Annotated in this window: 24 protein-coding genes and 1 tRNA gene; 22 read left to right on the forward strand and 3 right to left on the reverse strand. The window is 71.2% G+C overall.

What is annotated here, in order from left to right:
* The first annotated feature begins 13 nt into the window (after positions 1-13).
* From C3492_RS33250 to C3492_RS33280, 7 genes are all read left to right on the forward strand, one after another.
* Entirely contained in the window at positions 14-1,297 is a 1,284-nt protein-coding gene (locus C3492_RS33250) for an ABC transporter substrate-binding protein (protein WP_103816364.1), read from the forward strand.
* 11 nt (positions 1,298-1,308) lie between these two features.
* A complete protein-coding gene (locus tag C3492_RS33255) occupies positions 1,309-2,268 on the forward strand; it encodes a carbohydrate ABC transporter permease (RefSeq protein ID WP_103816365.1) in 960 nt (319 codons plus the stop codon).
* Positions 2,265-3,143: a carbohydrate ABC transporter permease gene (locus C3492_RS33260; protein ID WP_103816366.1), complete on the forward strand. Its 879-nt coding sequence runs from the start codon at positions 2,265-2,267 to the stop codon at positions 3,141-3,143. Before C3492_RS33255 ends, C3492_RS33260 begins: the two co-directional genes overlap by 4 nt.
* 3 nt (positions 3,144-3,146) lie before the next feature.
* Positions 3,147-3,737, forward strand: a complete 591-nt coding sequence (locus C3492_RS33265; protein ID WP_103816367.1) for a hypothetical protein — start codon at positions 3,147-3,149, stop codon at positions 3,735-3,737.
* Between the two features lie 154 nt (positions 3,738-3,891).
* Positions 3,892-6,630, forward strand: a complete 2,739-nt coding sequence (locus C3492_RS33270) for a Tat pathway signal sequence domain protein (protein ID WP_103816368.1) — start codon at positions 3,892-3,894, stop codon at positions 6,628-6,630.
* Between the two features lie 137 nt (positions 6,631-6,767).
* A complete protein-coding gene (locus C3492_RS33275) occupies positions 6,768-7,214 on the forward strand; it encodes an SRPBCC family protein (protein ID WP_103816369.1) in 447 nt (148 codons plus the stop codon).
* 39 nt (positions 7,215-7,253) lie between these two features.
* Positions 7,254-7,325: transfer RNA gene (locus tag C3492_RS33280), tRNA-Val, on the forward strand.
* A 55-nt stretch (positions 7,326-7,380) separates the two neighbouring features.
* Here C3492_RS33280 and C3492_RS33285 read toward each other — a convergent pair.
* Positions 7,381-8,106, reverse strand: coding sequence for a 3'-5' exonuclease (locus tag C3492_RS33285; RefSeq protein ID WP_103816370.1), 726 nt, complete (start codon positions 8,104-8,106; stop codon positions 7,381-7,383).
* Positions 8,107-8,273: 167 nt separating this feature from the next.
* On the opposite strand from C3492_RS33285, the gene C3492_RS33290 reads away from it, so the two are divergent.
* The 4 genes from C3492_RS33290 to C3492_RS33305 all read left to right on the forward strand — a co-directional run bounded on the left by C3492_RS33290 (position 8,274) and on the right by C3492_RS33305 (position 12,862).
* Positions 8,274-8,840, forward strand: a complete 567-nt coding sequence (locus C3492_RS33290; RefSeq protein ID WP_103816371.1) for a DUF4365 domain-containing protein — start codon at positions 8,274-8,276, stop codon at positions 8,838-8,840.
* Positions 8,837-10,054 (forward strand): hypothetical protein, encoded by a 1,218-nt coding sequence (locus tag C3492_RS33295; protein WP_103816372.1) that lies wholly within the window; start codon positions 8,837-8,839, stop codon positions 10,052-10,054. The genes C3492_RS33290 and C3492_RS33295 overlap by 4 nt, the downstream gene beginning before the upstream one ends.
* Positions 10,055-10,168: 114 nt before the next feature.
* On the forward strand, positions 10,169-12,145 hold the full coding sequence (gene thrS / locus C3492_RS33300; protein ID WP_103816373.1) for a threonine--tRNA ligase: 1,977 nt from the start codon (positions 10,169-10,171) through the stop codon (positions 12,143-12,145).
* A 153-nt stretch (positions 12,146-12,298) separates the two neighbouring features.
* Positions 12,299-12,862: an HIT domain-containing protein gene (locus C3492_RS33305; protein ID WP_103816374.1), complete on the forward strand. Its 564-nt coding sequence runs from the start codon at positions 12,299-12,301 to the stop codon at positions 12,860-12,862.
* A 112-nt stretch (positions 12,863-12,974) separates the two neighbouring features.
* Here the strand turns inward: C3492_RS33305 and C3492_RS33310 are convergent, their stop codons facing one another.
* Positions 12,975-14,621: a hypothetical protein gene (locus C3492_RS33310; RefSeq protein ID WP_103816375.1), complete on the reverse strand. Its 1,647-nt coding sequence runs from the start codon at positions 14,619-14,621 to the stop codon at positions 12,975-12,977.
* 223 nt (positions 14,622-14,844) lie between these two features.
* Positions 14,845-17,046: an elongation factor G-like protein EF-G2 gene (locus C3492_RS33315; protein ID WP_103816376.1), complete on the reverse strand. Its 2,202-nt coding sequence runs from the start codon at positions 17,044-17,046 to the stop codon at positions 14,845-14,847.
* 309 nt (positions 17,047-17,355) lie between these two features.
* On the opposite strand from C3492_RS33315, the gene pgsA reads away from it, so the two are divergent.
* The 11 genes from pgsA to yajC all read left to right on the forward strand — a co-directional run bounded on the left by pgsA (position 17,356) and on the right by yajC (position 26,338).
* Positions 17,356-18,021 (forward strand): phosphatidylinositol phosphate synthase, encoded by a 666-nt coding sequence (pgsA, locus tag C3492_RS33320; protein ID WP_103816377.1) that lies wholly within the window; start codon positions 17,356-17,358, stop codon positions 18,019-18,021.
* The gene (locus C3492_RS33325) at positions 18,018-18,926 is read left to right on the forward strand and encodes a phosphatidylinositol mannoside acyltransferase (RefSeq protein ID WP_103816378.1); all 909 of its coding nucleotides are present in this window, start codon (positions 18,018-18,020) and stop codon (positions 18,924-18,926) included. The genes pgsA and C3492_RS33325 overlap by 4 nt, the downstream gene beginning before the upstream one ends.
* On the forward strand, positions 18,923-20,086 hold the full coding sequence (locus C3492_RS33330) for a glycosyltransferase family 4 protein (RefSeq protein ID WP_103816379.1): 1,164 nt from the start codon (positions 18,923-18,925) through the stop codon (positions 20,084-20,086). Before C3492_RS33325 ends, C3492_RS33330 begins: the two co-directional genes overlap by 4 nt.
* Positions 20,087-20,264: 178 nt before the next feature.
* Positions 20,265-20,807 (forward strand): hypothetical protein, encoded by a 543-nt coding sequence (locus C3492_RS33335; RefSeq protein ID WP_103816380.1) that lies wholly within the window; start codon positions 20,265-20,267, stop codon positions 20,805-20,807.
* A 115-nt stretch (positions 20,808-20,922) separates the two neighbouring features.
* Complete coding sequence (gene pdxS / locus C3492_RS33340; protein ID WP_103816381.1) at positions 20,923-21,828, forward strand: pyridoxal 5'-phosphate synthase lyase subunit PdxS; 906 nt, start codon at positions 20,923-20,925, stop codon at positions 21,826-21,828.
* Between the two features lie 13 nt (positions 21,829-21,841).
* Entirely contained in the window at positions 21,842-22,441 is a 600-nt protein-coding gene (gene pdxT / locus C3492_RS33345; protein ID WP_103816382.1) for a pyridoxal 5'-phosphate synthase glutaminase subunit PdxT, read from the forward strand.
* Positions 22,442-22,506: 65 nt separating this feature from the next.
* Complete coding sequence (locus C3492_RS33350) at positions 22,507-23,259, forward strand: YebC/PmpR family DNA-binding transcriptional regulator (protein WP_103816383.1); 753 nt, start codon at positions 22,507-22,509, stop codon at positions 23,257-23,259.
* Positions 23,260-23,384: 125 nt separating this feature from the next.
* Positions 23,385-23,924 (forward strand): crossover junction endodeoxyribonuclease RuvC, encoded by a 540-nt coding sequence (gene ruvC / locus C3492_RS33355; protein ID WP_103816384.1) that lies wholly within the window; start codon positions 23,385-23,387, stop codon positions 23,922-23,924.
* Positions 23,921-24,526, forward strand: coding sequence for a Holliday junction branch migration protein RuvA (ruvA, locus tag C3492_RS33360; protein WP_103816385.1), 606 nt, complete (start codon positions 23,921-23,923; stop codon positions 24,524-24,526). Before ruvC ends, ruvA begins: the two co-directional genes overlap by 4 nt.
* A gap of 25 nt (positions 24,527-24,551) precedes the next feature.
* The gene (ruvB, locus tag C3492_RS33365) at positions 24,552-25,646 is read left to right on the forward strand and encodes a Holliday junction branch migration DNA helicase RuvB (RefSeq protein ID WP_103816386.1); all 1,095 of its coding nucleotides are present in this window, start codon (positions 24,552-24,554) and stop codon (positions 25,644-25,646) included.
* Positions 25,647-25,834: 188 nt separating this feature from the next.
* On the forward strand, positions 25,835-26,338 hold the full coding sequence (gene yajC / locus C3492_RS33370) for a preprotein translocase subunit YajC (RefSeq protein ID WP_103816387.1): 504 nt from the start codon (positions 25,835-25,837) through the stop codon (positions 26,336-26,338).
* Positions 26,339-26,446: the final 108 nt, after the last annotated feature.

Genomic DNA, 26,446 nt, shown 5'->3' on the forward strand with positions numbered 1-26,446 from the left:
GGAGGGCCCGACTGTGGGAACCAGGAATCTTGACAGGCGTACGATCCTGAAGGCGGCCGGGGCGTCGGCGGCCACGCTGGGGCTCGCCGCGACGACCGGGTGCGGGGGCGACAGCGGATCCGGGAACGGGACGGTGACGATCCGTTACTCCTGGTGGGGTGCCGAGGAGCGGGCGAAGAAGATCAACCAGAGCATCGCGCTCTTCGAGGAGAAGTACCCGAAGATCAAGGTCAAGACGGACTTCCAGACGTACCAGTCGTTCTGGGAGAAGTTCCAGACGCAGGCCGCCGGCGGAAATCCCCCGGACGTTTTCCAAAACGCCGTCACATTCCTTAGGAAGTACGACAAGCGAGGAATTCTCCTCGATCTGAAGTCACAGGTGCAGGCCGGAAATCTGAGCCTGGATCACTTCCGCGAGGGCGTCACGAAGGTCGGCGAGGTCGACGGCAAACAGCTCGGCGTTCCCGTCGGCTCCAACACCATGGCGCTCGTCATCGACAAGAAGGTCTTCCGGAAGGCGGGCGTCGAGCCGCGGCCGGGCTGGACCTGGGACGAGTACTTCAAGGCCCTGAAGACCATCCACGACCGGACGAAGGTCCCCGGGGACACCGGCTACTTCACCATCATGTACCTGTACGACCTCTACCTCCGCCAGAACGGCAAGGCGTTCTTCACCGACGACGGACTCGGCTACGACAAGGCCGACCTGACGGAGTGGTGGACCGACGGCTACAACCGGGTCAAGGCCGGCCACGTCACCGACCCGAAGGTCGTCTCCCAGGACCAGCCCAAGTCCTCGCTGTCCGCCGGTCACGGCGCCTCGGAGTTCACCTGGGACAACTTCACGGTCCGCTACTCCGCGGAGGGTGACAGCGAGTACGGCCTGGCGCCGATCCCCACCACGGACGGCAAGCAGACCGGCCAGTACCTCGCCTCCCTGATGCTCAGCGCCTCCGCCCGCACCTCCCACCCCGAGGAAGTCGCGCAGTTCATCGACTTCATGGTCCATGACCCCCGGGTCGGCAAGGTCATGGGCTACGACCGGGGCATCCTCGCCGGCACCGAGCAGTACGAGGCCTACAAGCCGACCGACGCGGTCAACAAGGAGATCGCGCAGTACGAGGAGGACACCGCCAAGTCCGGCGTCCTCGGCACGATCACCCCGCACCCGTCCGGTGCCGACACCATCGAGGCCGCCTTCCTGCGCATCGGCGGCGACCTCGGACAGGGCAAGGCGAAGGTCGCGGACGCGGTGAAGCAGTTCTTCACCGAGGCCGAGGCCGCCTTCCAGGCCTGAGGGGGACCGCCGTGACGCTCGTCAAGGACTCGGTGCCCGCGACCCGCGCGGCACGCTCGGCCGCCACCCCGAGGACGCGGCGGCCGGGCCGGCGGCGGGAGAACCTCGCCGGCTACCTCTTCATGTCCCCGTGGATCGCCGGCTTCCTGCTGCTGACCGCGGGCCCGATGATCGCATCGCTGTACTTCGCGTTCACCGACTACAACCTCTTCACCACCCCGAAGTGGGTCGGGTTCGACAACTTCACCAAGATGTTCGACGACCCGAGATGGCAGAAGTCGGTCGAGGTGACGGCCAAGTACGTCGTCATCGGCACCCCGCTGAAGCTGCTGCTCGCCCTCGGCGTCGCCCTGCTCCTCGCCCAGAGCCGCCGCGGACAGGCCTTCTACCGGGCCGCCTTCTACGCCCCCTCGCTCATCGGCGCGAGCGTCTCGGTCGGCTTCGTCTGGCGGTCGCTGTTCTCCGACGGCGCGGTCGTGGACCGTACGCAGACCTTCCTCGGCTTCCACGTCGGCGGCTGGGTCGGCAACGCCGACTGGGTGCTGTACTGCCTGGTCGCGCTGACCGTGTGGCAGTTCGGGGCGCCCATGGTCATCTTCCTGGCAGGGCTCAAGCAGGTGCCCAGGGCGCTGTACGAGGCGGCCGAGATGGACGGCGCCGGGCCCTTCCGGAAGTTCTGGAACATCACGCTGCCGATGATCTCCCCGGTGCTCTTCTTCAACGTGCTGCTGGAGACCATCCACTCCTTCCAGATCTTCGGGTCGGCCTACGTCGTCTCCAACACCTACTGCGGACCGGCCGACGCCACGCTCGTCTACACCTGCTACCTCTACCAGCAGGGCTTCAAGAACTCCCAGATGGGCTTCGCCTCCGCCATGGCCTGGATGCTGCTGCTCGCCGTGGCCCTGGTGACGGCCGTCCTCTTCTGGTCGCAGAAGAAGTGGGTGCACTACGAGGAGGACGCCCGATGAGCGCGACCACCACCAAACCCCTCGGCGGCGGACTCGCCCGCAAGCGCACCGGCTCCCTCGCCTGGCACCTCGGCGCCCTGCTGATCCTGGCCGTCATCCTCTACCCGGTCGTCTGGGTGATCGGCGCCTCCTTCAAGCCGAGCAAGGACATCATCAACAGCCTGACGCTGTTCCCGTCCCGGCCGATCCTGTCCAACTTCAAGGGCCTCGCCGACGGCATCGCGGACATCTCGATCTGGACGTTCTTCCAGAACTCCCTCTTCTACGCGGGCGGAGCGGTCGTCGGCGTCCTGGTGTCCTGCTCGCTGACCGCGTACGCCTTCGCGCGCATCAGGTTCGCCGGGCGCAACCTGCTGTTCTCCCTCATGATCGGCACGCTCCTGCTGCCGTACCACGTGCTGCTGATCCCGCAGTACGTGATGTTCCAGAAGCTGGAGCTGGTCAACACCTATGTGCCGCTGCTGATCGGCAAGTACCTCGCCACCGAGGCCTTCTTCGTCTTCCTCATGGTGCAGTTCATGCGGAACCTGCCCCGTGAACTGGACGAGGCCGCCCGCCTCGACGGCTGCGGACACCTGCGCATCTACTGGTCGGTCGTGCTGCCGCTGTGCCGGCCCGCGCTCATCACCAGCGCGATCTTCACCTTCATCAACGCCTGGAACGACTTCATGGGCCCGCTGATCTACCTCAACGAGCCCGGCAAGTACACCGTCTCGCTGGGCCTGATGATGTTCCGCGACTCCGACGGCGTGGCCGCCAACTACGGCGGCATGATCGCGATGTCGCTCGTCGCGCTGCTGCCCGTGCTGCTGTTCTTCCTCGCCTTCCAGCGCTACCTCATCGACGGCATGGCGACCTCCGGACTGAAGGGCTGAGCGATGGCCGAAGCACGGGTGAAGCCGCGCCGGGAGTCCCTGTTCGCCGAGCGCTTCGGGCTCTTCGCCGAGTGCCTGCTGACCGGGGTGTGGATCGCGGTCGCCTCCCTCGGGGTCGTCACCTACCCGGCCGCGTTCGCCGCCGGTGCCCGGCACCTGCGCCGGCGCATCGCCCAGCGGGGTGGTGGATGGCGGGAGTTCACCGCCGACTTCCGGTCCGCGCTGCGCGGGGGATGGGCGGTCGGTGTCGCCGGGTGGGTCGCCGCGCTGCTCGGCTGGGTGGACGTCCAGGCCGTGCGGGCCGGGCTGCCCGGCGGGCCGCTGATCGGGGCCGTGGGACTGTTCGCGCTGCTCGGGCTGGCCGTGGCCGGGCTGCGGGCGGCGGCGGTCTGGACGCCGGGGCAGCGCTGGCGGGTGCTGCTCGCCGACGCCGGACGGCGGACCGTCCAGGACCCCGCCGGCTCCTTCCTGCTCGTCGGCGGAGCCGTCCTGACCTGCACGTCCGCCCTGCTCATCGCCCCGCTGGCGGTCCCCGTGCTGGGAGCCGTCGCCGCGGCGGCCGTCGCCGTCGAGCAGCGGTACCGGCGCCGCTGAGCCCGCCGGAGGTTCCGGAACCGCTGAGCCCGCCGGAGGTTCCCGGCACCTCTGGACCACCGGTGCCCGTCACTCAAGGCCGGTGCCCCGAGCACCGCGCCCTTCTCTGTCATGCCCCTGACTAGAACCGTACGGAAGGAAGGCCGCCACTCTCATGTCTCCCATCCCCCGCAGGTCCCTCCTCAAGGCCGCCGCCGTCGCCGGAGCCGCCGCCCAGTTCAGCTGGGCCCTCGGGACCAGGAGTGCCGAGGCCGCGCCCGGAGCCGCCGGTGACGGCGTCGACCCGGTGACCCTGGACTGGCTGGAGGACGGCGGCCTCGGCGCGGCCCCCGGCGCGACCGTGGGCGTGCCCTGGCCCATGGGCGCCCACCAGGAGGACCAGACCTTCGCCGTCACGGACGCCGACGGCAAGGCCGTCCCCGTCCAGACCTGGCCGCTCGCCTACTGGCCCGACGGCTCCCTCAAGTGGACGGCTCACGCCGTCAGTTCGGGCAACGGCAGGCTCACGCTCACCCCGGGCACCCCCGCCGAACCCGCCAGGAAGGTGACCGTCGACAGAAGCGGCGGCACCGTCGACGTCTCCACCGGCGTCATCACCGCCAAGATCGGCACGAACGGGTCCACGATCGTCAAGTCCGTCACCCGCGGGTCCACGGAGATCGCCAGCAACGGCAGACTCGTCCTGATCCGGCAGCCCGAGATCGAGGACGAGGACCAGGGCACGGTCAGGACCGAGCGGTTCGACGGCACGATCTCCGGGGTCGCCGTCGAACAGGACGGACCGGTCCGGGCCGTCGTCCGCGTCGACGGCAAGCACCGCAAGGGCGACCGCGGCTGGCTGCCGTTCTCCCTCCGCCTCTACTTCCACGCCGGCTCGGACTCCTTCCGCATGGTGCACACCCTCACCTACGACGGCACCCAGGAACCCGGCAAGGCATCCGGCGACTTCATCCGCGGCCTCGGCGTCCGCTTCACCGTCCCGATGCGCGACGCGCCCTACGACCGGCACATCCGCCTCGGCGGCGAGGGCACCGGCCTGCTCCGCGAGGCCGTCCAGGGCATCACCGGACTGCGCCGCGACCCCGGCGCCGCCGTGCAGGCCGCGCAGTACGAGGGGAGGAAGCTGCCCGACCCGGCCACCTGGGACCAGCGGGTGACGACCCGCCTGCAGTACATCCCGCACTGGGGCGACCACACCCTCTCCCAGCTCTCGGCCGACGGCTTCACCGTCCGCAAGCGCACCAAGAAGGGCCACGGCTGGATCGCCGCCGGCAGCGGCGGGCGGGCCTCCGGCTTCGGCTACGTCGGCGGGACGAGCGGCGGCCTCTCCTTCGGCCTGCGGGACTTCTGGGAGAAGTTCCCCGCCCAGCTCGACATCCGCGACGCCCACACCGACGAGGCCACCGTCACCCTCTGGCTCTGGTCACCCGAGGCCCAGCCCATGGACCTGCGCTTCTACCACGACGGCATGGCCCAGGACACCTACGCCGAGCAGCTCGAAGGCCTCAACATCACCTACGAGGACTACGAACCCGGGTTCGGCACCCCCTACGGCATCGCCCGCACCTCCGAACTCCTCTTCTGGGCCAACGACTCCACCCCGGCCGCCGAGACCCTCGCCCGGCAGGCCCGGGCCGTCCGGGTGCTGCCCCAGCTCGCCGCCCCGCCCCGGCAGCTCATCCAGGCCAAGGTCTTCGGCCCCGGCCTGTACGCCGAGCCGGACCGCTCCACCCCGGCCAAGGCGAAGATCGAGGACCACCTCGACTTCCTCTTCACCTACTACAGGGACCAGGTGGAGATGCGCCGCTGGTACGGCTTCTGGGACTACGGCGACATCATGCACACCTACGACTCCGCCCGGCACGTGTGGCGCTACGACATCGGCGGCTACGCCTGGGACAACTCCGAGCTCTCACCCGACCTGTGGCTCTGGTACGCGTACCTCAGAAGCGGCCGGTCCGACATCTTCCGCTTCGCCGAGGCGATGACCCGGCACACCGGCGAGGTCGACGTCTACCACCTCGGGAAATGGGCGGGCCTCGGCACCCGGCACGGCGTCCAGCACTACGCCGACAGCGCCAAGCAGCAGCGCATCGCCAACACGACGTACCGGCGCTTCTACTACTTCCTCACGGCCGACGAACGCGTCGGCGACCTCATGCACGCCAACGTCGGCTCCGACGAGACCTTCCTCGTCCTCGACCCGCAGCGCAAGGTCCGCACCGACCCCTACACGCCCGACCGGCACGCCCTGTCGATCGGCTTCGGCACCGACTGGAGCGGCCTGGTGTCGGCCTGGCTGACCGAGTGGGAACGCAAGGGCCCCCAGTGGGAGAAGGCCAAGGCACGCGTCCTGTCCACCATGGAGGGCATCGCCGCCCAGCCCAACGGCTTCGTCCAGGGCGGCGGCCTGTACGACCTCGACACCGGGAAGTTCGCCGTCGCCGACAAGCCGGTGGTCTCCGTCTCCCACCTCTCGGCCGTCTTCGGGCTGAACGAGCTGTGCGCCGAGCTGATCCACCTCGTCGACATGCCGGAGTTCAAGGACGCCTACCTGGACTACTGCCGCTACTTCAACGCCACCAAGGCCGAGCAGAAGGCCCGCTACGGCTCCGACTTCGGCAGCCTGCTGCTCTTCCAGGGCCACTCGCGCCTCGACGCCTACGCCGCCGTACAGACCGGCGACGCTGCCCTCGCCAAGCGGGCCTGGGCCAAGTTCTACGGCTCCGACGGCTACACCGAGTCCTCCCCCTGGAAGACCGAGAAGCTGACCGGACCGGCCACCCTGGTCGAAGGGAGCGAGGCGGCCTGGGTGTCCACCAACGACACCGCCCTCTACGGCCTCGCCGCCATCGAGAACCTGGCCCTGCTCGGCGACGAGATACCGGCCTGACCGGGACCGCCGACCGGGCTGGGGGAGCGCCGCTGCACGGGCGGCGGCGCTCGCGCCCCCCAGTGTGACGCCGGCCACCGCCCGCCGCATGAGTACCCGTACTCAGATCCCCGTACGTCGTCGCGCACACTCGACCCATGGACTGGAACCACTACCGCTTCCGCAGCGAGTGGCCCCTGCCCGCCCCGCCGGCCGCCGTGTACGCGGCACTGGAGCGGGCCGAGGACTATCCCCGCTGGTGGCCGCAGGTGCGGGCGGTGACCCGGCGGGACGACGGCACCGGTGTGATCACCATCCGGTCCGCGCTGCCGTACGCCCTCACGTCCACCGTGCGGGAGACCCGCCGGGACCCGGCCGCCGGCGTCCTGGAGGTCACCCTGTCCGGCGACATCGACGGCTGGGCCCGCTGGACGGTCACCCCCGCCGGCCCCGGCACCCTCGCCCGCTACGACCAGGAGGTCCGCGTCCGCAAGCCCCTGCTCAGGCGGCTCGCCGTACCGGGACGGCCGCTCTTCCGCCTCAACCACCGGCTGATGATGCGGGCCGGACGGCGCGGACTGCGGCGCCACCTGGAAGCGGTTTGAAGGAACCCCGCCGGGACCTGTATTGTTCAGTGCGTTCCCGGGCGATTAGCTCAGTGGGAGAGCGCTTCGTTCACACCGAAGAGGTCACTGGTTCGAACCCAGTATCGCCCACCGGGAAAGGCCGGTCCGCCGTCGCGGACCGGCCTTCTTCATGCCACCGACCCCGTCACGCCGCCGCAGGCAGCTCCGGCCTGAGCGGCCACTCCGTGCTGACGACCTCCTCCGAGCCGCTGCGGGCGAACCACGCCTGCAAGCCCCGTGCCTGCGCCGCGTGCCAGTTCGCCTGCAGTGTGTGCAGGTCGGCGGGGGACAGCCGCTCCAGCCGGGCCGCGAACCTGCGGCCCAGCGCCCGGACGACATCCATCGCGGCCAGCGCGTCCGCCGCCGCGTCGTGCGCGTCCTGCAGCGTCACCTCGTAGTGCGCGCACAGGTCCGTCAGCGTGCGCCGGCCCTTGCGGTACCGGTCCAGATGCTTGTCCAGCACCCGCGGGTCCAGCACCCTGAGCGGCACCGACTCGAACCAGCGGTGCAGCGACGACGCCCGGTGCCGGCGCAACTCCCGGTCCAGCAGCGTCAGATCGAACGGCGCGTTCATCACCACCAGCGGCCGGCCCAGCGCCGCGTGCTCGGCCAGCTGCTCGGCTATCTCGTACATCACCGGGGCCGGCCAGCGCCCGTTGTGCTGCAGGTGCTCCTCCGTCAGCCCGTGCACCGCGGTCGCCGCCTCCGGCACCGGCACGCCCGGGTTCACCAGCCACCGGGTGATCCGGGGCCGGGTCCCCGGCGCGTCCTGGACGACGACGGCGGCCGACACGATCCGGTCGGTCTCGACGTCCACGCCCGTCGTCTCCGTGTCGAAGGCGGCCAGCGGCCCCTCGTACCAGGTCGTCATCCCAACCCAACTCCTCGTTCACCCACGGCAGGTGACGTTCCGTCTTCTGCCCGTTTGGTGATACCCGGGCCGTTTGCGCCGTACGCCGGGAGGAGACAACAGGAGTACGGGTCTTTGCAGTTCAGCGGCCCGACTGGGGAAACCCTTGCCTTGGAAGGCTGTTGGTCATGGCCATAGCGCAGCCCGAGCGGGGCGGGCTGCTGCCCGAACGTCCGGGTCACCTTCGCGGCTCGCTCGCCACCACCGCCTGCATGGAGACACTGCAGGTCGGCTATCTGCACGCGGTCGCCGCCGCGGCCGGCTGCTCGCTGTCCCAGCCCTTCCCGGACAACGGCATCGACTGGCACGTCAGCCACAGCGCGCCCGCACACACCGTCGACGACGAGGTCACGATCAAGGTGCAGCTCAAAGCCACCTACCAGGTCCCGCCGAACCCCCCGGGGCGCTCCTTCTCCTTCACCCTCGACAACGACCACCTGCGCAAGCTCGCCCGCACCCCCGTCTCGGTGCACAAGATCCTGGTCGTCATGCTCGTGCCGCGCTCCCAGGGCGACTGGCTGCGCGCCAGCCACGACCGCCTCGACCTGAGGCACTGCTGCTACTGGATCAACCTCGCGGGCCATCCCATCACCGGCCGGAACCGGACCACCGTGCGGATACCGACCTCGCGCATCTTCGACGACCGGGCGCTCTGCGAGATCATGACGCGGGTCGGGACGGGAGGCAGACCATGAGGAACCGTCCCTCCGACGAGCCGGTACGGCAGCTCCGGCCGCACCCCGACGACCTTCCCTGGGACCGGCCGCCCGAGCCCGCCGACGTCGACCCCGCCGTGCTCGGCGCCCTGCTGCGCCGGCACGGCTGGCAGCGGCGCGGCGGAGCACCCGGCCGGTACGGCCGCTGGACTCCGCCCGGCCCGGCCGGCGGCGCAACCAGTCTGCTCGTCCCCGAGAGCCGCGCCTTCCCCGACAGCGACGACCTGCTCGCCGAGGCCCTCGACGCCCTCGCCCGCAGCCACACCCCCTCCGCGCGCGAGGTCCTGATCTCCCTCGCCGTCCCCAGCGACGAGATCCGCTGGTGGCGCGACCCCCCGAGCGGACCCGCCGGTGCCGCCCCCTGGACCGCGGACGACCTGCTGCGCGGCGCCGCCCGGCACATGCTGCTCGCCGCCGCACTCGCCACGCGCGCGCGTGCCGGCTACTACGGCGCCCGCCACCGCCGCTCCGCCACCGCCCTCCTGGACGACGTCCTCGTCGGCCCCGCCGCCGAGGGCCGCACCCTCACCGCCTTCGTCCCCGTGACCGCCGGCCGCCCCCTCGCCGTCCGCCTCCACCAGGCCCTCCACGCCGCCCGCGAGGCCATCGACTACCGGCGGGCCACCGGCGGCATGGACGCCTTCGACGGCGCCGTCGAGGCCGGCGTCAGCCGGGAACTCACCGAGGCGCTCGCCGGCCTGGTCCGCGGCACCGAGGGAGCCCGGGTCGCCGTCGCCTGGGCCCCCGGCACCGGCGTCCCCGAAGGGTGCGCCCCGTCCGCCGAACCCGTCGAGTTCTCACCCGGCGACCTGCCCGCGCTCCGCGAGGCCGCCGCCCGCTACCTGCGTGCCGAACCCTCCGTCCCGGTCAGCGTCACCGGCGCCGTCGTCCGCATGCGCCGCTCCGGTCCCGGCGGCGAGGGCACCGTACGCCTGCGCGTCCTCGCCGGCGCCGACGTCCCGCACGTCCGCGTCACCCTCGACGAGGAGGACTACCGCATCGCCGGCCACGCCCACCTCGTCGGCCTCCCCGTCCGCGTGCACGGCCGGCTGGAGCGCCGGGGCGGCTTCCGCAGGCTCACCGGCGCATCCGGAGTGGTTCCCGTGCAGGTGGACGAGGCCGAGCGGGACCGGCTGCTGAAGTCCCTCCAGGAGAACCTCGACTTCTTCGAGGAGGCGTGCGGGGAAGCGTGAGGGAAGGGCGACGGAGGGTGACCGTTTCGCGGTCGGTGCCGTCGGGTCGGTACGATCGCCTGTGCGCGCGCTCCTGGTATGGCGCCGCACCCCACCTTCAGTCAGGAGAGACCGGTGTCAGACGTCCGTGTGATCATCCAACGCGATTCCGAGCGGGAAGAACGCGTGGTGACGACGGGCACTACGGCCGCCGACCTCTTCGCGGGCGAGCGCTCGATCATCGCCGCGCGCGTGGGCGGCGAGCTGAAGGACCTCGCGTACGCACTGTCCGACGGCGACGAGGTCGAGGGCGTCGAGATCTCGTCCGAGGACGGCCTGAACATCCTGCGCCACTCCACCGCGCACGTCATGGCGCAGGCCGTGCAGGAACTCTTCCCCGAGGCCAAGCTGGGCATCGGCCCGCCCGTCAAGGACGGCTTCTACTACGACTTCGACGTCGAGAAGCCGTTCACGCCCGAGGATCTCAAGGCCATCGAGAAGAAGATGCAGGAGATCCAGAAGCGCGGGCAGAAGTTCTCCCGCCGTGTCGTCACCGACGAGGCCGCCCGCGAGGAGCTGGCGGACGAGCCGTACAAGCTGGAGCTGATCGGCCTCAAGGGTTCGGCGTCGCACGACGACGGCGCGGACGTCGAGGTCGGCGCCGGCGAGCTGACGATCTACGACAACCTGGACGCCAAGACCGGTGAGCTGTGCTGGAAGGACCTGTGCCGCGGTCCGCACCTGCCCTCGACCCGGCTGATCCCGGCGTTCAAGCTGATGCGCAACGCGGCCGCCTACTGGCGCGGCAGCGAGAAGAACCCGATGCTCCAGCGCATCTACGGCACCGCCTGGCCGTCCAAGGACGAGCTGAAGGCGTACCTGGACTTCCTCGCCGAGGCCGAGAAGCGCGACCATCGCAAGCTCGGCTCCGAGCTGGACCTGTTCTCCATCCCCGAGCAGATCGGCTCCGGCCTCGCCGTCTTCCACCCCAAGGGCGGCATCGTCCGCCGGGTCATGGAGGACTACTCGCGCCGCCGGCACGAGGAGGAGGGCTACGAGTTCGTCTACACCCCGCACGCGACGAAGGGGAAGCTCTTCGAGACGTCCGGGCACCTGGACTGGTACGCCGACGGCATGTACCCGCCCATGCAGCTCGACGAGGGCGTGGACTACTACCTCAAGCCCATGAACTGCCCGATGCACAACCTGATCTTCGACGCGCGCGGCCGGTCGTACCGCGAACTGCCGCTGCGTCTCTTCGAGTTCGGGACCGTGTACCGGTACGAGAAGTCGGGCGTCGTGCACGGCCTGACCCGCGCGCGGGGCTTCACGCAGGACGACGCGCACATCTACTGCACCCGTGAGCAGATGTCCGACGAGCTGGACAAGACGCTCACCTTCGTCCTCGGCCTGCTGCGCGACTACGGTCTGACCGACTTCTACCTGGAGCTGTCGACCAAGGACCCGGAGAAGTTCGTCGGCTCCGACGAGGTCTGGGAGGAGGCGACCGAGACCCTGCGCCAGGTCGCCGAGAAGCAGGGCCTGCCCCTCGTGCCCGACCCGGGCGGCGCCGCCTTCTACGGCCCGAAGATCTCCGTCCAGGCCAAGGACGCGATCGGCCGGACCTGGCAGATGTCGACCATCCAGCTCGACTTCAACCTGCCCGAGCGGTTCAACCTGGAGTACACCGGCCCGGACGGCTCCAAGCAGCGCCCGGTCATGATCCACCGCGCGCTGTTCGGCTCCATCGAGCGCTTCTTCGCCGTCCTGCTGGAGCACTACGCCGGCGCCTTCCCGGCGTGGCTTGCCCCGGTCCAGGCGATCGGCATCCCGATCGGCGACGCGCACGTGGAGTATCTGCAGAAGTTCGCGACCGCGGCCAGGAAGCAGGGCCTGCGCGTGGAGGTGGACTCCTCCTCGGACCGCATGCAGAAGAAGATCCGCAACGCCCAGAAGCAGAAGGTTCCCTTCATGGTCATCGCGGGCGACGAGGACATGTCGAACGGCTCGGTGTCCTTCCGCTACCGCGACGGCTCGCAGGAGAACGGCATCCCGTTCGACGAGGCCATCGCGAAGATCGCCAAGGTGGTCGAGGAGCGGACCCAGGTCTGAACCGCCTGAGCCCCGAGGGCCCCCGGGATCACGGTCCCGGGGGCCTTTCCCGCCTTCCCCGGCCGCGTACGGCTGTCGTCGTCCACCGGCCAAGGTTGGCCGGGGAACGTCGACCGGCCGCCCCGGCGACACGCCGGGAAGGGGTGAAGCCATATGCTGCCTAGCATGACGAGTGAGCCGGAGCAGCAGATCGGAGTGGGGACGCAGGACGCGTTCCAGCGCCTGTGGACGCCCCACCGGATGGCCTACATCCAGGGCGAGAACAAGCCGACCGGCCCGGGTGCCGGCGACGGCTGCCCCTTCTGCTCGATTCCGGCCAAGTCGGACGAGGACGGACTGATCGTCCGGCGCGGTGAGCATGTGTACGCGGTGCTCAACCTGTACCCGTACAACGGCGGCCACCTGATGACCGTGCCCTACCGCCATGTGGCCGACTACACGGATCTGACCGGGCCGGAGACCGCCGAGCTGGCGGAGCTGACCAAGCAGGCGATGACCGCCCTGCGGACCGCGTCCGGCGCCCAGGGTTTCAACATCGGCATGAACCAGGGCGCGGTCGCCGGGGCCGGTATCGCCGCGCATCTGCACCAGCACATCGTCCCGCGCTGGGGCGGCGACACGAACTTCATGCCGGTCGTGGGCCACACGCGGGTGCTGCCGCAGCTCCTGGCGGACACCCGGAAGATGCTGGCGGAGGCGTGGCCGACGGCGACGTGAGCCCGTCCGGCGTTCGAGGACGAGGCCGTTCACGGCCGATGCGGGACCCACGGGCGGCAGCCGCCGGTGGCCGGCGCCCCCACGCACCCGCACCGGCCGAACCGCCGGCGGCCTACGCGTCGTAGACGTCGGCCTTCTTCGGCATCGGGTCCTGGACGTTGCCGCTGAGGAAGGCGGAGCGGGCGCCGAACTTCTCCGTGTTCACGCCGTTCTCCTCCAACAGCTTGATCGCGGCGGAGTGGACCACCCGCAGCACCGGTGTGGCCGCGCGCAGCGCGTCGTCGGCCATGAAGCGGTGGCGCCACGGCTGGTCCGCCCAGGCGTGCCGCAGGCCGAACGGCTCGGGCAGGCCGAGCGAGCCGCCGAGCCAGTTCAGCAGCGGCGGGTACCAGGTCAGCGGGGCGCGCACCGCGAGCCGTACCACCTCGTCGGTGGTGACCAGCGGCAGCTTGATCGTGCGGTTCTCCCAGGGCTTGAGGGACTTGGCGACCTCCTTGGTCGGCGCCTCCGGCTTGCTGGTGAACAGCGAGTTCACCGGTCCCAGCGCATGCCCGGTGACCTCGATGCGCAGCGTCTCGTGCAGCACGGTGACGGTGATCAGCATGGTGATGACCAGCTGTCCGTCCCAGAGGGTCCACTGCACGCCCAGGTAGTGCCGGTCGCCGCTGCCGAACTGCTGCTTGTTGCAGATGTCCTGTATGGCGTGCGGCTTGACCTGGAAGGCCTCGACGTCGGTGCCCTCGGGCCGGGACACCGCCGTGGCCTTCTCGCCGATCGGGGTGACGATCCAGTGCCGTATCGACGGCTTGGGGAAGCCGCCGGTGTTCAGCGGGCCGCGCTCCAGGAGGGCCAGCTGGTCGTGGATCGCGCGGACGACGTCCCAGCTGCGGAAGGGGTGGATCTCCCGTCCGGGGTCGGCGGGCACGAGGTCCTCGGCGAGCTGCCAGGCGCCCCAGCGGGTGCCCATGCCGAGTATGCCCTTGGGGCCGGCGTAGAAGACCGAGTTCGACTGCTGTTCGGCGCTCAGCCGGGCCAGTGACTGGCGCAGCTCCTCCGCGGCGGTCTGGCCGGGGCCGCGCGGCACGGCCTCCGGGACCTTGGCGCCGACGCTGGTGCCGGAGAGCAGGCCGTCCCAGCGCGCCCGCAGGTCCTTGGCGGTGCGCTCGCAGATCTGCTTGGCCCAGAACCAGCCGAGCACGGGGACGATCACGGCCGCGCGGGCGTACCACGCCCAGAAGCCGGAGAACGGCATCTTGATCAGGAACAGCGCGGCGAGCACACCGACGCCCAGCAGGAGCGCGGTGGCCAGTGCCCCGGCCCGCTTGTCGTCGCGCCTGGCGACGAAGGTGCGGAGCTGGAAGACGAGCAGCCAGCCGATCATCCCGGGCAGGAAGAGCAGACCGCAGACGACGGTGATGGCGGTCAGGCGGTTGTCGCGCTCCCGGCGGATGTTGTTGGCGGCCAGGGCGTGTTCCACGACGAACTGCGGCTCGGAGCCGAAGGACTGGATGAGCGGCTTGCGGCCGGGGGCCAGCATCCGGTCGACGAGCGCCCGGGAGAACGCCTCACCGAGATTGGGCCGGAACAGCTTGATCCGGCCGGGCTTCACGGTCGACTGGTGCCACTCGTTGTCGGCCTTCTTGATCTCCTCGATCGGGCTGTCCCGGTACGCCGCGGAGGCCAGCGCGGAGGTCGCCGCCTGCCCCTCGTCGCCCGAGACGGGTACCTGGGGCCCGTCCCACTCCGTTCCAAACGACATTCCCGCCCCCATCGCCGCCGGTGCCGTTCCTGCGGCCTTCCCGACTTCCCTGCTCCGCACACCTGTTGGACCGGCCGTCGTGCCGACACCGGTCGGCTGCCGGTCGGTTGCGGCACGACGACACCAGGTGATCAGCGTATCCGCCTGCACCGACAGCGCGTGGGCGGACGGCCGAAGCCGCCCGCCCGTGCGCCGGTCGTGCGCCGGTGTACTACGCCTTGGACTACGCCTCGTCCCCGGCCTGTTCGCGGAGGCGTTCGGCGATCTGCGGCGGCATCGGCTCGTGCCGGGCGTAACTCCGGTCGAAGCGGGCCGTGCCGTGCGAGAGCGAGCGCAGGTCGACGGCATACCGCCCGATCTCGAACTCGGGCACCTCGGCGCGGATCAACGTCCGCCCCGTGCCCACCTGTTCGGTGCCGAGCAGCCGGCCGCGACGGCCGGAGAGGTCGCTCATCACGGCGCCCACGTAGTCGTCGCCGACCAGGACGGTCACCTCGGCGACCGGCTCCAGCAGATGGATCTTCGCGTCCGCCGCGGCCTCGCGCAGCGCGAGCGCGCCCGCCGTCTGGAAGGCGGCGTCGGAGGAGTCCACCGAGTGGGCCTTGCCGTCCACCAGCGTGACCCGCACGTCGACCAGGGGGTAGCCGGCGGCGACGCCCTTGGCGGCCTGGGCGCGCACCCCCTTCTCGACGGAGGGGATGAACTGGCGGGGCACCGCGCCGCCGACCACCTTGTCCACGAACTCGATGCCCGAACCGCCCGGCAGCGGTTCGACCTCGATCTCGCAGATGGCGTACTGGCCGTGGCCGCCGGACTGCTTGACGTGCCGGCCGCGCCCGCTGGCCCGGTTCGCGAACGTCTCCCGGAGGGAGACCCGGTGCGGGACGACGTCGACCTGGACGCCGTAGCGGCTGCGCAGCCGTTCCAGGGCGACGTCGGCGTGGGCCTCGCCCAGACACCACAGGACGACCTGGTGGGTGTCCTGGTTCTGTTCCAGGCGCATGGTCGGGTCCTCGGCGACCAGCCGGGACAACCCCTGGGAGAGCTTGTCCTCGTCGGCCTTGCTGTGCGCGTGGATGGCGAGCGGCAGCAGCGGGTCGGGCATCTGCCAGGGCTCCATCAGGAGCGGGTCGTCCTTGGCGGAGAGGGTGTCGCCGGTCTCGGCGCGGCTGAGCTTGGCCACGCAGACCAGGTCGCCGGCGACGGCGTGGGTGACCGGGCGCTGCTGTTTGCCGAAGGGCATGGACAGGGCGCCGACCTTCTCGTCCACGTCGTGGTCCTCGTGCCCGCGGTCGGTGAGGCCGTGCCCGGAGACGTGCACGGTCTGGTCCGGGCGCAGGGTCCCGGAGAAGAGGCGGACCAGCGAGAGCCGGCCGACGTAGGGGTCGGAGGAGGTCTTGACGACCTCGGCGACCAGCGGGCCGTCCGTGTCGCACGGCTTCAGCTCGCGCGGCTCGCCGTCGATGGTGGTGACGCCGGGCAGCGGGTGCTCGAACGGGGTCGGGAAGCCGCGCGTGACCAGCTCCAGCAGCTCCACCGTGCCGAGGCCCTGCCTGGCGCCCTCGGCGGCGGGGGCGGCGGCCAGCACGGGGAAGAACGCACCACGTGCCACGGCCCGCTCAAGGTCCTCGATCAGCGTCTTGACCTCGACCTGCTCGCCGCCCAGATAGCGGTCCATGAGGGTCTCGTCCTCGCTCTCCGCGATGATTCCCTCGATGAGCCGGTTGCGGGCCTCCTCGATGTCCGGAAGCTGGTCCTCGCCGGGCTCGGACTCCTTGCGCTCCCCGGTCGAGTAGTCGAACAGCTTCTGTGACAGCAGTCCGATGAGCCCGGTCACGGGCGCGTGCCCGTCGGGGCCCTCGGGGCCGCGCAGCGGCAGGTACAGGGGCAGGACGGCGTCGGGGTCGTCACCGCCGAAGGCCTCGGCGCAGATCCGTGTCATCTCCTCGAAGTCCGCGCGCGCGGCCTCCAGGTGCGTGATCACGATCGCGCGGGGCATGCCCACCGCCGCGCACTCCTCCCACACCATCCTGGTCGAGCCGTCCACGCCGTCGGAGGCCGAGACGACGAACAGGGCCGCGTCCGCCGCCCGCAGGCCGGCCCTGAGCTCACCGACGAAGTCGGCGTAGCCCGGGGTGTCGAGGAGGTTGACCTTGATGCCGTCCCACTCGACCGGCACCAGGGAGAGCTGTACCGAGCGCTGCTGCCGGTGCTCGATGTCGTCGTGGTCGGAGACGGTGCCGCCGTCCTCGACGCGCCCCGCCCGGTTCACCGCCCCCGCGGTCAGCGCGAGGGCCTCCACGAGGGTCGTCTTTCCCGAGCCGGAGTGGCCGACCAGCACCACATTCCGTACGGACGCGGGTCGGTCGGCCGCCAGAGCCCTGCCGGCGGCCCCAGGGTGGTGTGTCTGTGCCTTGTCGCCCATGATCCTGCCTCCCGTGCACGGTGAGGGTGGGCGCGGACACGCGGGATCCGCGTGTGCGGCGGCTCCGGCGACGCCCGCGGTTATTCGAGCTTTCCACTCCCGTCACGTCGCGTCCATACGAAGGACCGCGAAGGGTGCGCAGGGTGCCTGTGCGGCACCGACCACGTCACGCACGCCCCGCGCGCGACGGCAGGCGCCGGTTCCCGGCGCGGCTGTGGGTGCCCGGCCGTCACGCCCACGCGCGCGTGGCTACGATGGGCCAGCCGGCGGCCACCAGGGGCCGCGGCGACACCGACCGTCGGGAAGGCCATGCTGAACAAGTACGCGCGTGCATTCTTCACGCGTGTCCTCACACCGTTCGCCGCGTTTCTCATCCGCCGGGGCGTGAGCCCCGACACGGTCACGCTCATCGGCACGGCCGGGGTGATCGCGGGGGCGCTGGTCTTCTACCCCAGGGGCGAGTTCTTCTGGGGCACGGTCGTGATCACCCTGTTCGTCTTCTCCGACCTGGTCGACGGCAACATGGCCCGCCAGCTCGGCCGCTCCAGCCGCTGGGGTGCCTTCCTGGACTCCACCCTGGACCGGGTCGCCGACGGAGCGATCTTCGGCGGCTTCGCGCTCTGGTACGCGGGCAACGGGAACGACAACGTGCTGTGCGCGGTGTCGATCTTCTGCCTGGCGAGCGGCCAGGTGGTGTCGTACACCAAGGCGCGCGGTGAGTCGATCGGGTTGCCGGTCGCCGTCAACGGACTCGTCGAGCGTGCCGAGCGGCTGGTGATCTCGCTGGTCGCGGCCGGTTTCGCGGGCCTGCACAAGTTCGGCGTGCCGGGCATCCAGTGGCTGCTGCCCATCGCCCTGTGGATCGTCGCCGTCGGCAGCCTCGTCACGCTGGTCCAGCGGGTCGTCACCGTCCGCCGCGAGTCCGCCGAGGCGGAGGCGGCGGCCCGGCAGAGCACGAGCGAGGCGACGCAGTGAGCGCCGCCGACCGGCTCACCGACACGCTGTACGGGCTCGGCTGGAGCACCGTCAAGAAGCTCCCGGAGCCGGTCGCGGTGCGCCTCGGCCGGAGCATCGCCGACCTCGCCTGGAAGCAGCGCGGCAAGGGCGTCCGGCGGCTGGAGGCCAACTACGCGCGCGTGGTGCCGGGCGCCACCGCCGAGCGACTGGCCGAGCTGTCCCGCGCGGGCATGCGCTCCTACCTGCGCTACTGGATGGAGTCCTTCCGGCTGCCGGCCTGGAGCGCGGAGCGTGTGCGGACGGGCTTCGACCCCAAGGACGTGCACCACCTGACCGACGGCCTCGCCGCCGGCCGGGGCGTGATACTCGCCCTGCCCCACCTGGCCAACTGGGACCTGGCCGGCGCCTGGGTCACCACGGAGCTGAAGACGCCGTTCACGACGGTCGCCGAGCGGCTGAAGCCCGAGACGCTGTACGACCGGTTCGTCGCCTACCGCGAGGGCCTCGGCATGGAGGTGCTGCCGCACAGCGGCGGCTCCGCCTTCGGCACCCTGGCCCGCAGGCTGCGCGACGGCGGCCTGGTCTGCCTGGTGGCCGACCGCGACCTGTCCGCCTCCGGCGTCGAGGTCGACTTCTTCGGCGAGACGGCCCGGATGCCGGCCGGACCGGCCCTGCTGGCCCAGCAGACCGGCGCGCTGCTGCTGCCCGTCACCCTCTGGTACGACGAAACGCCCGTCATGAAGGGCCGGGTGCACCCGGCGATCGAGGTCCCCCGGTCAGGTACCCGGGCCGAGAAGACGTCTGTCATGACACAGGCGCTGGCCGACGCCTTCGCCACCGGGATCGCCGACCATCCGGAGGACTGGCACATGCTCCAGCGGCTGTGGCTCGCCGACCTCGACCCCGCGAAGGGACGCGCGTGAGAATCGGGATCGTCTGCCCGTACTCCTGGGACGTGCCCGGTGGCGTCCAGTTCCACATCCGCGACCTCGCCGAGTACTTCCTCCGGCTGGGCCACCAGGTGTCCGTCCTCGCCCCGGCCGACGACGACACCCCGCTGCCGCCGTACGTCGTCTCGGCCGGCCGCGCGGTCCCGGTGCCGTACAACGGCTCGGTGGCCCGGCTGAACTTCGGCTTCCTGTCGGCCGCGCGGGTACGGCGCTGGCTGCACGAGGGCGCCTTCGACGTGGTGCACATCCACGAGCCGACCTCGCCCTCGCTCGGCCTGCTGACCTGCTGGGCGGCGTCCGGCCCGATCGTGGCCACCTTCCACACCTCCAACCCGCGCTCGCGCGCGATGATCGCCGCGTACGCGATCCTCCAGGCCGCGCTGGAGAAGATCAGCGCGCGGATCGCGGTCAGCGAGTACGCCCGCCGCACCCTGGTCGAGCACCTCGGCGGGGACGCGGTGGTCATCCCCAACGGCGTCGACGTGGACTTCTTCGCCGGGGCCGAGCCCAAGCCGGAGTGGCAGGGCGACACCATCGGCTTCATCGGCCGCATCGACGAGCCCCGCAAGGGCCTGCCGGTCCTGATGAGGGCCCTCCCGCGCATCCTGGCCGCCCGCCCCCGCACCCGGCTGCTGGTCGCCGGCCGCGGCGACGAGGAAGCGGCCGTCGAGGACCTGCCGAAGGAGCTGCGCTCCCGCGTCGAGTTCCTCGGCATGATCAGCGACGAGGACAAGGCGCGGCTGCTGCGCAGCGTCGACCTGTACGTCGCCCCCAACACCGGCGGGGAGAGCTTCGGCATCATCCTGGTCGAGGCGATGTCCGCGGGCGCCCCCGTGCTCGCCTCCGACCTGGACGCGTTCGTGCAGGTCCTCGACCAGGGGGAGGCCGGCGAGGTCTTCGCCAACGAGGACGCCGACGCACTGGCCGAGGCGGCCGTGCGCCTGCTGGAGGACCCGGCCCGCCGGACCGAACTGCGCGAGCGCGGCAGCGCCCATGTACGGCGGTTCGACTGGTCCACGGTCGGCGCGGACATCCTGTCCGTCTACGAGACGGTCACGGCGGGCGCGGCGGCGGTGGCCGCGGACGAACGCACGACGGGCCTGAGAGCACGGTTCGGTCTGGCGCGGGACTGAGGCGGGGTTCCGCGGTCCCGCGTGAACCTGGACGGGAGCGGGCTGCGCAGCGCCGAGCCGGGACGCGCGGGCTGTGCGAGCTGAGCCGCGGGGGACTGGCCGGAGCCGCTCCCGGGCCGTGTCCGGAGGCGTGGCACTGGCTCGTGGCGGCGGTCCGCGCAGCCGATAGCCTTCCGGCGTGACCGCAACCCTCATCTGGATCCTCGTCGCGCTCCTCGTCGTCGGCGTGTACCTCAGCTGGACGGCCGGGCGGCTGGACCGGCTGCACGTGCGGATGGACGCCGCCCGGGCCGCTCTCGACGCCCAGTTGCTGCGGCGGGCCTCCGTGGCGCAGGAACTGGCGACCTCGGGCGTGCTGGACCCGGCCGCCTCGATCGTGCTCTACGAGGCCGCGCACGCGGCCCGGCAGGCCGAGGAGGAGCAGCGGGAGGTCGCCGAGAGCGAGCTGAGCCAGGCGCTGCGGGCGGTCTTCGAGGACCCGGCGCAGGTGGAGGCGGTACGGGAGGCCCCCGGCGGCGAGGAGGCCGCCCGTGAGCTGGCCGAGGCCGTCCGCAGGGTGCCGATGGCCCGCCGCTTCCACAACGACGCCGTGGGGGCCGCCCGCAGACTCCGTGAGCACCGCAAGGTCCGCTGGTTCCGGCTGGCCGGCCACGCCCCCTTCCCGCTGGCCTTCGAGATGGACGACGAGCCGCCCGCGGCCCTGGTCGAGAGGGCCGCCTGACCGGCAGACGGACCAAAAGGATCCACCGGCTTGTCATTGGCCCTTGCTGTGGCCTGGTCCACTCACGTTTCCTCATCGGTGCAGAAAACCCTCTTCCCCTTCAGTGAGGTCACCCGTGTCCACCATCGAGAACCAGGCTCCCGAGACCGGCACCGCCCGCGTGAAGCGCGGCATGGCCGAGCAGCTCAAGGGCGGCGTGATCATGGACGTCGTCACGCCGGAGCAGGCGAAGATCGCCGAGGACGCGGGCGCCGTCGCCGTCATGGCCCTGGAGCGGGTCCCGGCCGACATCCGCAAGGACGGCGGCGTGGCCCGCATGTCCGACCCGGACATGATCGAGGGCATCATCGACGCCGTCTCGATCCCGGTCATGGCCAAGTCCCGCATCGGCCACTTCGTCGAGGCCCAGGTGCTCCAGTCCCTCGGCGTCGACTACATCGACGAGTCCGAGGTGCTCACCCCGGCCGACGAGGTCAACCACTCCGACAAGTGGGCCTTCACCACCCCCTTCGTCTGCGGCGCCACCAACCTGGGCGAGGCCCTGCGCCGCATCGCCGAGGGCGCCGCGATGATCCGTTCCAAGGGCGAGGCCGGCACCGGCAACGTCGTCGAGGCCGTCCGCCACCTGCGCCAGATCAAGAACGAGATCGCCCGCCTGCGCGGCTACGACAACCATGAGCTGTACGCCGCCGCCAAGGAGCTGCGCGCCCCGTACGAGCTGGTCAAGGAGGTCGCCGAGCTGGGCAAGCTCCCGGTGGTGCTGTTCTCCGCCGGCGGTGTGGCCACCCCGGCCGACGCCGCCCTGATGCGTCAGCTCGGCGCCGAGGGCGTCTTCGTCGGCTCCGGCATCTTCAAGTCGGGCGACCCCGCCAAGCGCGCCGCCGCCATCGTCAAGGCCACCACCTTCTACGACGACCCGAAGATCATCGCGGACGCCTCCCGCAACCTCGGCGAGGCCATGGTCGGCATCAACTGCGACACCCTCCCCGAGACCGAGCGCTACGCGAACCGCGGCTGGTAAGGCACTGGAACCCATGAACACCCCCGTCATAGGCGTCCTGGCCCTCCAGGGCGACGTGCGGGAGCACCTCATCGCCCTGGCCGCGGCCGACGCCGTGGCCAGGCCGGTGCGGCGCCCCGAGGAACTCGCCGAGGTCGACGGCCTCGTCCTGCCCGGCGGCGAGTCCACCACCATCTCCAAGCTGGCCATCCTCTTCGGAGTGATGGACCCCCTCCGCGCGCGCGTGCGCGCCGGCATGCCGGTCTACGGCACCTGCGCGGGCATGATCATGCTCGCCGACAAGATCCTCGACCCGCGCTCGGGCCAGGAGACCGTCGGCGGCATCGACATGATCGTGCGCCGCAACGCCTTCGGACGGCAGAACGAGTCGTTCGAGGCCGCGGTCGACGTCAAGGGCGTCCCGGGCGATCCTGTGGAGGGCGTCTTCATCCGCGCCCCGTGGGTGGAGTCGGTGGGCGCCGGGACCGAGGTGCTCGCCGAGCACGACGGTCACATCGTCGCCGTACGCCAGGGCAGCGCGCTCGCCACGTCGTTCCACCCGGAACTGACGGGCGACCACCGCGTGCACTCCCTCTTCGTCGACATGGTGCGCGCGCACCGGACACCGGAGTAGGACGAGAGTCCTTGTAGGATCTCTGGCGTTCGTATCTGGATGGGTTACGCGAAGGAGACAGGCAGATGTCCGGCCACTCTAAATGGGCCACGACGAAGCACAAGAAGGCCGTGATCGACGCCAAGCGCGGCAAGCTCTTCGCGAAGCTCATCAAGAACATCGAGGTCGCGGCGCGGATGGGCGGCGCGGACCCGGAGGGCAACCCGACACTCTACGACGCCATCCAGAAGGCGAAGAAGTCGTCGGTCCCCAACAAGAACATCGACTCCGCGGTCAAGCGCGGCGCGGGCCTGGAGGCCGGCGGCGCCGACTACGAGACGATCATGTACGAGGGCTACGGCCCGAACGGCGTCGCGGTGCTCATCGAGTGCCTCACCGACAACCGCAACCGCGCCGCCTCCGAGGTCCGCGTCGCCATGACCCGCAACGGCGGCTCCATGGCCGACCCGGGCTCGGTGTCGTACCTGTTCAACCGCAAGGGCGTCATCATCGTCCCCAAGGGTGAGCTGACCGAGGACGAGGTCCTCATGGCCGTCCTGGACGCGGGCGCCGAGGAGGTCAACGACCTCGGCGAGACCTTCGAGGTCATCAGCGAGGCCACCGACCTGGTCGCGGTCCGCACCGCGCTCCAGGAGGCCGGCATCGACTACGACTCCGCCGAGGCCAACTTCGTCCCGACCATGCAGGTCGAACTGGACGAGGAGGGCGCGAAGAAGATCTTCAAGCTGATCGACGCCCTGGAGGACAGCGACGACGTGCAGAACGTCTTCGCCAACTTCGACGTGAGCGACGAGATCATGGAGAAGGTCGACGCGTAACGCCCAGAGCTGGCTGACCGGGCCGACGGGACACCCCCGTCGGCCCGTCGCGTTGTACGGCGTTGTCAGTGGCACCCGATAGCCTGCACGGACAGGCGACGGGGTGATCGGAGGGAGGGGCGCGCGTGCGCGTACTGGGGGTGGACCCCGGGCTGACCCGGTGCGGGGTCGGTGTCGTCGAAGGGGTCGCGGGCCGCCCGCTCACCATGCTCGGCGTCGGGGTCGTCCGGACCCCCGTGGACGCCGACCTCAGCCACCGGCTGCTCGCCGTGGAGCAGGGCATCGAGCAGTGGATGGACGAGCACCGCCCCGAGTTCGTCGCCGTCGAGCGCGTCTTCAGCCAGCACAACGTGCGCACGGTCATGGGCACCGCCCAGGCCAGCGCGGTCGCCATGCTGTGCGCCGCCCGGCGCGGCATCCCCGTCGCCCTGCACACCCCCAGCGAGGTCAAGGCCGCCGTCACCGGCACCGGGCGCGCCGACAAGGCACAGGTCGGAGCCATGGTGACCCGGTTGCTCCGGCTCGCAGCGCCGCCCAAGCCGGCCGACGCCGCCGACGCCCTCGCGCTCGCCATCTGCCACATCTGGCGTGCCCCGGCCCAGAACCGGCTCCAGCAGGCCGTCGCCCGGCACGCAGTCCACGCAACGAAAGGCCGTACGGCATGATCGCCTTCGTCAGCGGCACGGTCGCCGCGCTCGCCCCCGACGCCGCGGTCGTCGAGGTCGGCGGCGTCGGCATGGCCGTCCAGTGCACCCCCGACACGCTGTCGACGCTGCGGATCGGCCGGGCGGCCAAGCTGCACACCTCCCTCGTCGTCCGCGAGGACTCGCTCACCCTGTACGGCTTCGCCGACGACGACGAGCGCCAGGTCTTCGAACTGCTGCAGACCGCGAGCGGCGTCGGCCCGCGCCTGGCCCAGGCGATGCTCGCCGTGCACACCCCGGACGCGCTGCGCCGCGCGGTCGCCACCGGTGACGAGAAGGCCCTCACCGCCGTCCCCGGCATCGGCAAGAAGGGCGCCCAGAAGCTGCTGCTGGAGCTGAAGGACCGGCTCGGCGCGCCCGTCGGCGCTCCCGCCGTCGGCGCCCCGGTCAGCCAGGGCTGGCGCGACCAGCTGCACGCGGCCCTGATCGGCCTGGGCTACGCCACCCGCGAGGCCGACGAGGCGGTCGCCGCCGTCGCCCCGCAGGCCGAGGCCGCGGGCGGCACACCCCAGGTCGGGCAGTTGCTCAAGGCCGCCCTGCAGACCCTGAACCGCGCCCGCTGACCTGCGCCACCGCTAGGAGAACTTCGTGAACTGGGACGACACGACCGACGGCGCCGCCGAGGAGCGGCTCGTCGGGCCCGCCGAGGAGCGGCTGGTGGGCTCTGTCGCCGACCGGGAGGACCAGGCCGTCGAGGCCGCCCTGCGCCCCAAGGACCTCGGCGAGTTCATCGGCCAGGAGAAGGTCCGCGAACAGCTCGACCTCGTCCTGCGCGCCGCCCGCGCGCGCGGCGCCACCGCCGACCACGTGCTGCTCTCCGGCGCGCCGGGCCTCGGCAAGACCACCCTGTCGATGATCATCGCCGCGGAGATGGGCGCCCCGATCCGCATCACCTCCGGCCCCGCCATCCAGCACGCCGGCGACCTCGCCGCGATCCTCTCCTCCCTCCAGGAGGGCGAGGTCCTCTTCCTGGACGAGATCCACCGCATGTCCCGGCCGGCCGAGGAGATGCTGTACATGGCGATGGAGGACTTCCGCGTCGACGTCATCGTCGGCAAGGGCCCCGGCGCCACCGCGATCCCGCTGGAGCTGCCGCCGTTCACCCTGGTCGGCGCCACCACCCGCGCGGGCCTGCTGCCGCCCCCGCTGCGCGACCGCTTCGGCTTCACCGCGCACATGGAGTTCTACGAACCGCACGAGCTGGAGCGCGTCGTGCACCGCTCGGCGCACCTGCTGGACGTCGAGATCGAGCCGGACGGCGCCGCCGAGATCGCCGGCCGCTCCCGGGGCACGCCCCGCATCGCCAACCGTCTGCTGCGCCGGGTCCGCGACTACGCGCAGGTCAAGGCCGACGGAGTGATCACCCGCGACATCGCGGCCGCCGCCCTCGCCGTGTACGAGGTCGACGCGCGCGGCCTCGACCGGCTCGACCGCGCGGTCCTCCAGGCCCTGCTGAAGCTGTTCGGCGGCGGACCGGTCGGCCTGTCGACCCTCGCGGTCGCGGTGGGGGAGGAGCGGGAGACCGTCGAGGAGGTCGCCGAACCCTTCCTGGTGCGCGAGGGTCTGCTCGCCCGCACCCCGCGCGGGCGGGTCGCCACGCCCGCGGCGTGGTCGCATCTGGGCCTCACCCCACCGCGCTCGTCCGGCACGGGAAACGGACAACAGGACCTGTTCGGGGCGTGACGGCCACGGGATGGCCACAGCCCGGCGAGGGTGGTGGCCCGGGCAGGAACCCGAGTGCCATGCTGAGCGTTGTTCCATGAGAGCGGACTCGCTTAGACTCCGCCGATGCCGCCCTTGCGGGCGGCGCCGACCACACCCCCATCAACAGGCCGCTCACCCGCGCGGTCGCGCGAAGGAAATTCCGTCCCGTGAATGCCTATACCCTTCTCCCGTTCATCGTGCTCATCGCGGCGATGTTCCTGATGACGCGTTCGGCCAAGAAGAAGCAGCAGCAGGCCGCCCAGATGCGGAACGAGATGCAGCCCGGCTCCGGTGTCCGCACGATCGGGGGTATGTACGCGACGGTCAAGGAGGTCAACGAGGACACCGTCCTCCTCGACGCCGGACCGGGCGTCGAGCTCCTCTTCGCCAAGAACGCCATCGGCGCCGTCCTCACCGACGACGAGTACAACCGCATCGTCCACGGCATCGAGCACGACCTGAAGTCCGACGCCGGCCTCGTCCCGGACGACGCCTCCTCCCTCACCGAGACCGACGAGACCGACGGGCCTGCCGCCGCTGCCGCCGCCTCCGACGACAAGATCGACCTCGGTAAGAAGGACGCCGCCGAGGACGCGGGCGCGGCCGGTGCCGCCGACGCCAAGGCGGAGGACGAACCGAAGAAGACCGACGGCGACTCCGACGCGAAGTAGTCACGCCCCGGGAGGCGCGACGGCGGCATGATGACGCCCCGCGCATCCCGGGCGCGTCTGTTTCCCGCACGGGAGCCCGACACCATGTCATGGCCGACCGCGCCGACG

The organism is Streptomyces sp. Ru62 (genome assembly GCF_002920615.1).
Taxonomy (GTDB): Bacteria; Actinomycetota; Actinomycetes; order Streptomycetales; family Streptomycetaceae; genus Streptomyces.

Excerpts from the sequence above, each read along its gene's own strand:
- C3492_RS33260 (WP_103816366.1), top strand. The coding sequence starts at position 2,265 with ATGAGCGCGACCACCACCAAACCCCTCGGCGGCGGACTCGCCCGCAAG.
- C3492_RS33265 (WP_103816367.1), top strand. The coding sequence starts at position 3,147 with ATGGCCGAAGCACGGGTGAAGCCGCGCCGGGAGTCCCTGTTCGCCGAG.
- C3492_RS33270 (WP_103816368.1), top strand. The coding sequence starts at position 3,892 with ATGTCTCCCATCCCCCGCAGGTCCCTCCTCAAGGCCGCCGCCGTCGCC.
- C3492_RS33275 (WP_103816369.1), top strand. The coding sequence starts at position 6,768 with ATGGACTGGAACCACTACCGCTTCCGCAGCGAGTGGCCCCTGCCCGCC.
- C3492_RS33285 (WP_103816370.1), bottom strand. The coding sequence starts at position 8,106 with ATGACGACCTGGTACGAGGGGCCGCTGGCCGCCTTCGACACGGAGACG.
- C3492_RS33290 (WP_103816371.1), top strand. The coding sequence starts at position 8,274 with ATGGCCATAGCGCAGCCCGAGCGGGGCGGGCTGCTGCCCGAACGTCCG.
- C3492_RS33295 (WP_103816372.1), top strand. The coding sequence starts at position 8,837 with ATGAGGAACCGTCCCTCCGACGAGCCGGTACGGCAGCTCCGGCCGCAC.
- C3492_RS33305 (WP_103816374.1), top strand. The coding sequence starts at position 12,299 with ATGCTGCCTAGCATGACGAGTGAGCCGGAGCAGCAGATCGGAGTGGGG.
- C3492_RS33310 (WP_103816375.1), bottom strand. The coding sequence starts at position 14,621 with ATGTCGTTTGGAACGGAGTGGGACGGGCCCCAGGTACCCGTCTCGGGC.
- C3492_RS33315 (WP_103816376.1), bottom strand. The coding sequence starts at position 17,046 with ATGGGCGACAAGGCACAGACACACCACCCTGGGGCCGCCGGCAGGGCT.
- pgsA (WP_103816377.1), top strand. The coding sequence starts at position 17,356 with ATGCTGAACAAGTACGCGCGTGCATTCTTCACGCGTGTCCTCACACCG.
- pdxT (WP_103816382.1), top strand. The coding sequence starts at position 21,842 with ATGAACACCCCCGTCATAGGCGTCCTGGCCCTCCAGGGCGACGTGCGG.
- C3492_RS33350 (WP_103816383.1), top strand. The coding sequence starts at position 22,507 with ATGTCCGGCCACTCTAAATGGGCCACGACGAAGCACAAGAAGGCCGTG.
- ruvA (WP_103816385.1), top strand. The coding sequence starts at position 23,921 with ATGATCGCCTTCGTCAGCGGCACGGTCGCCGCGCTCGCCCCCGACGCC.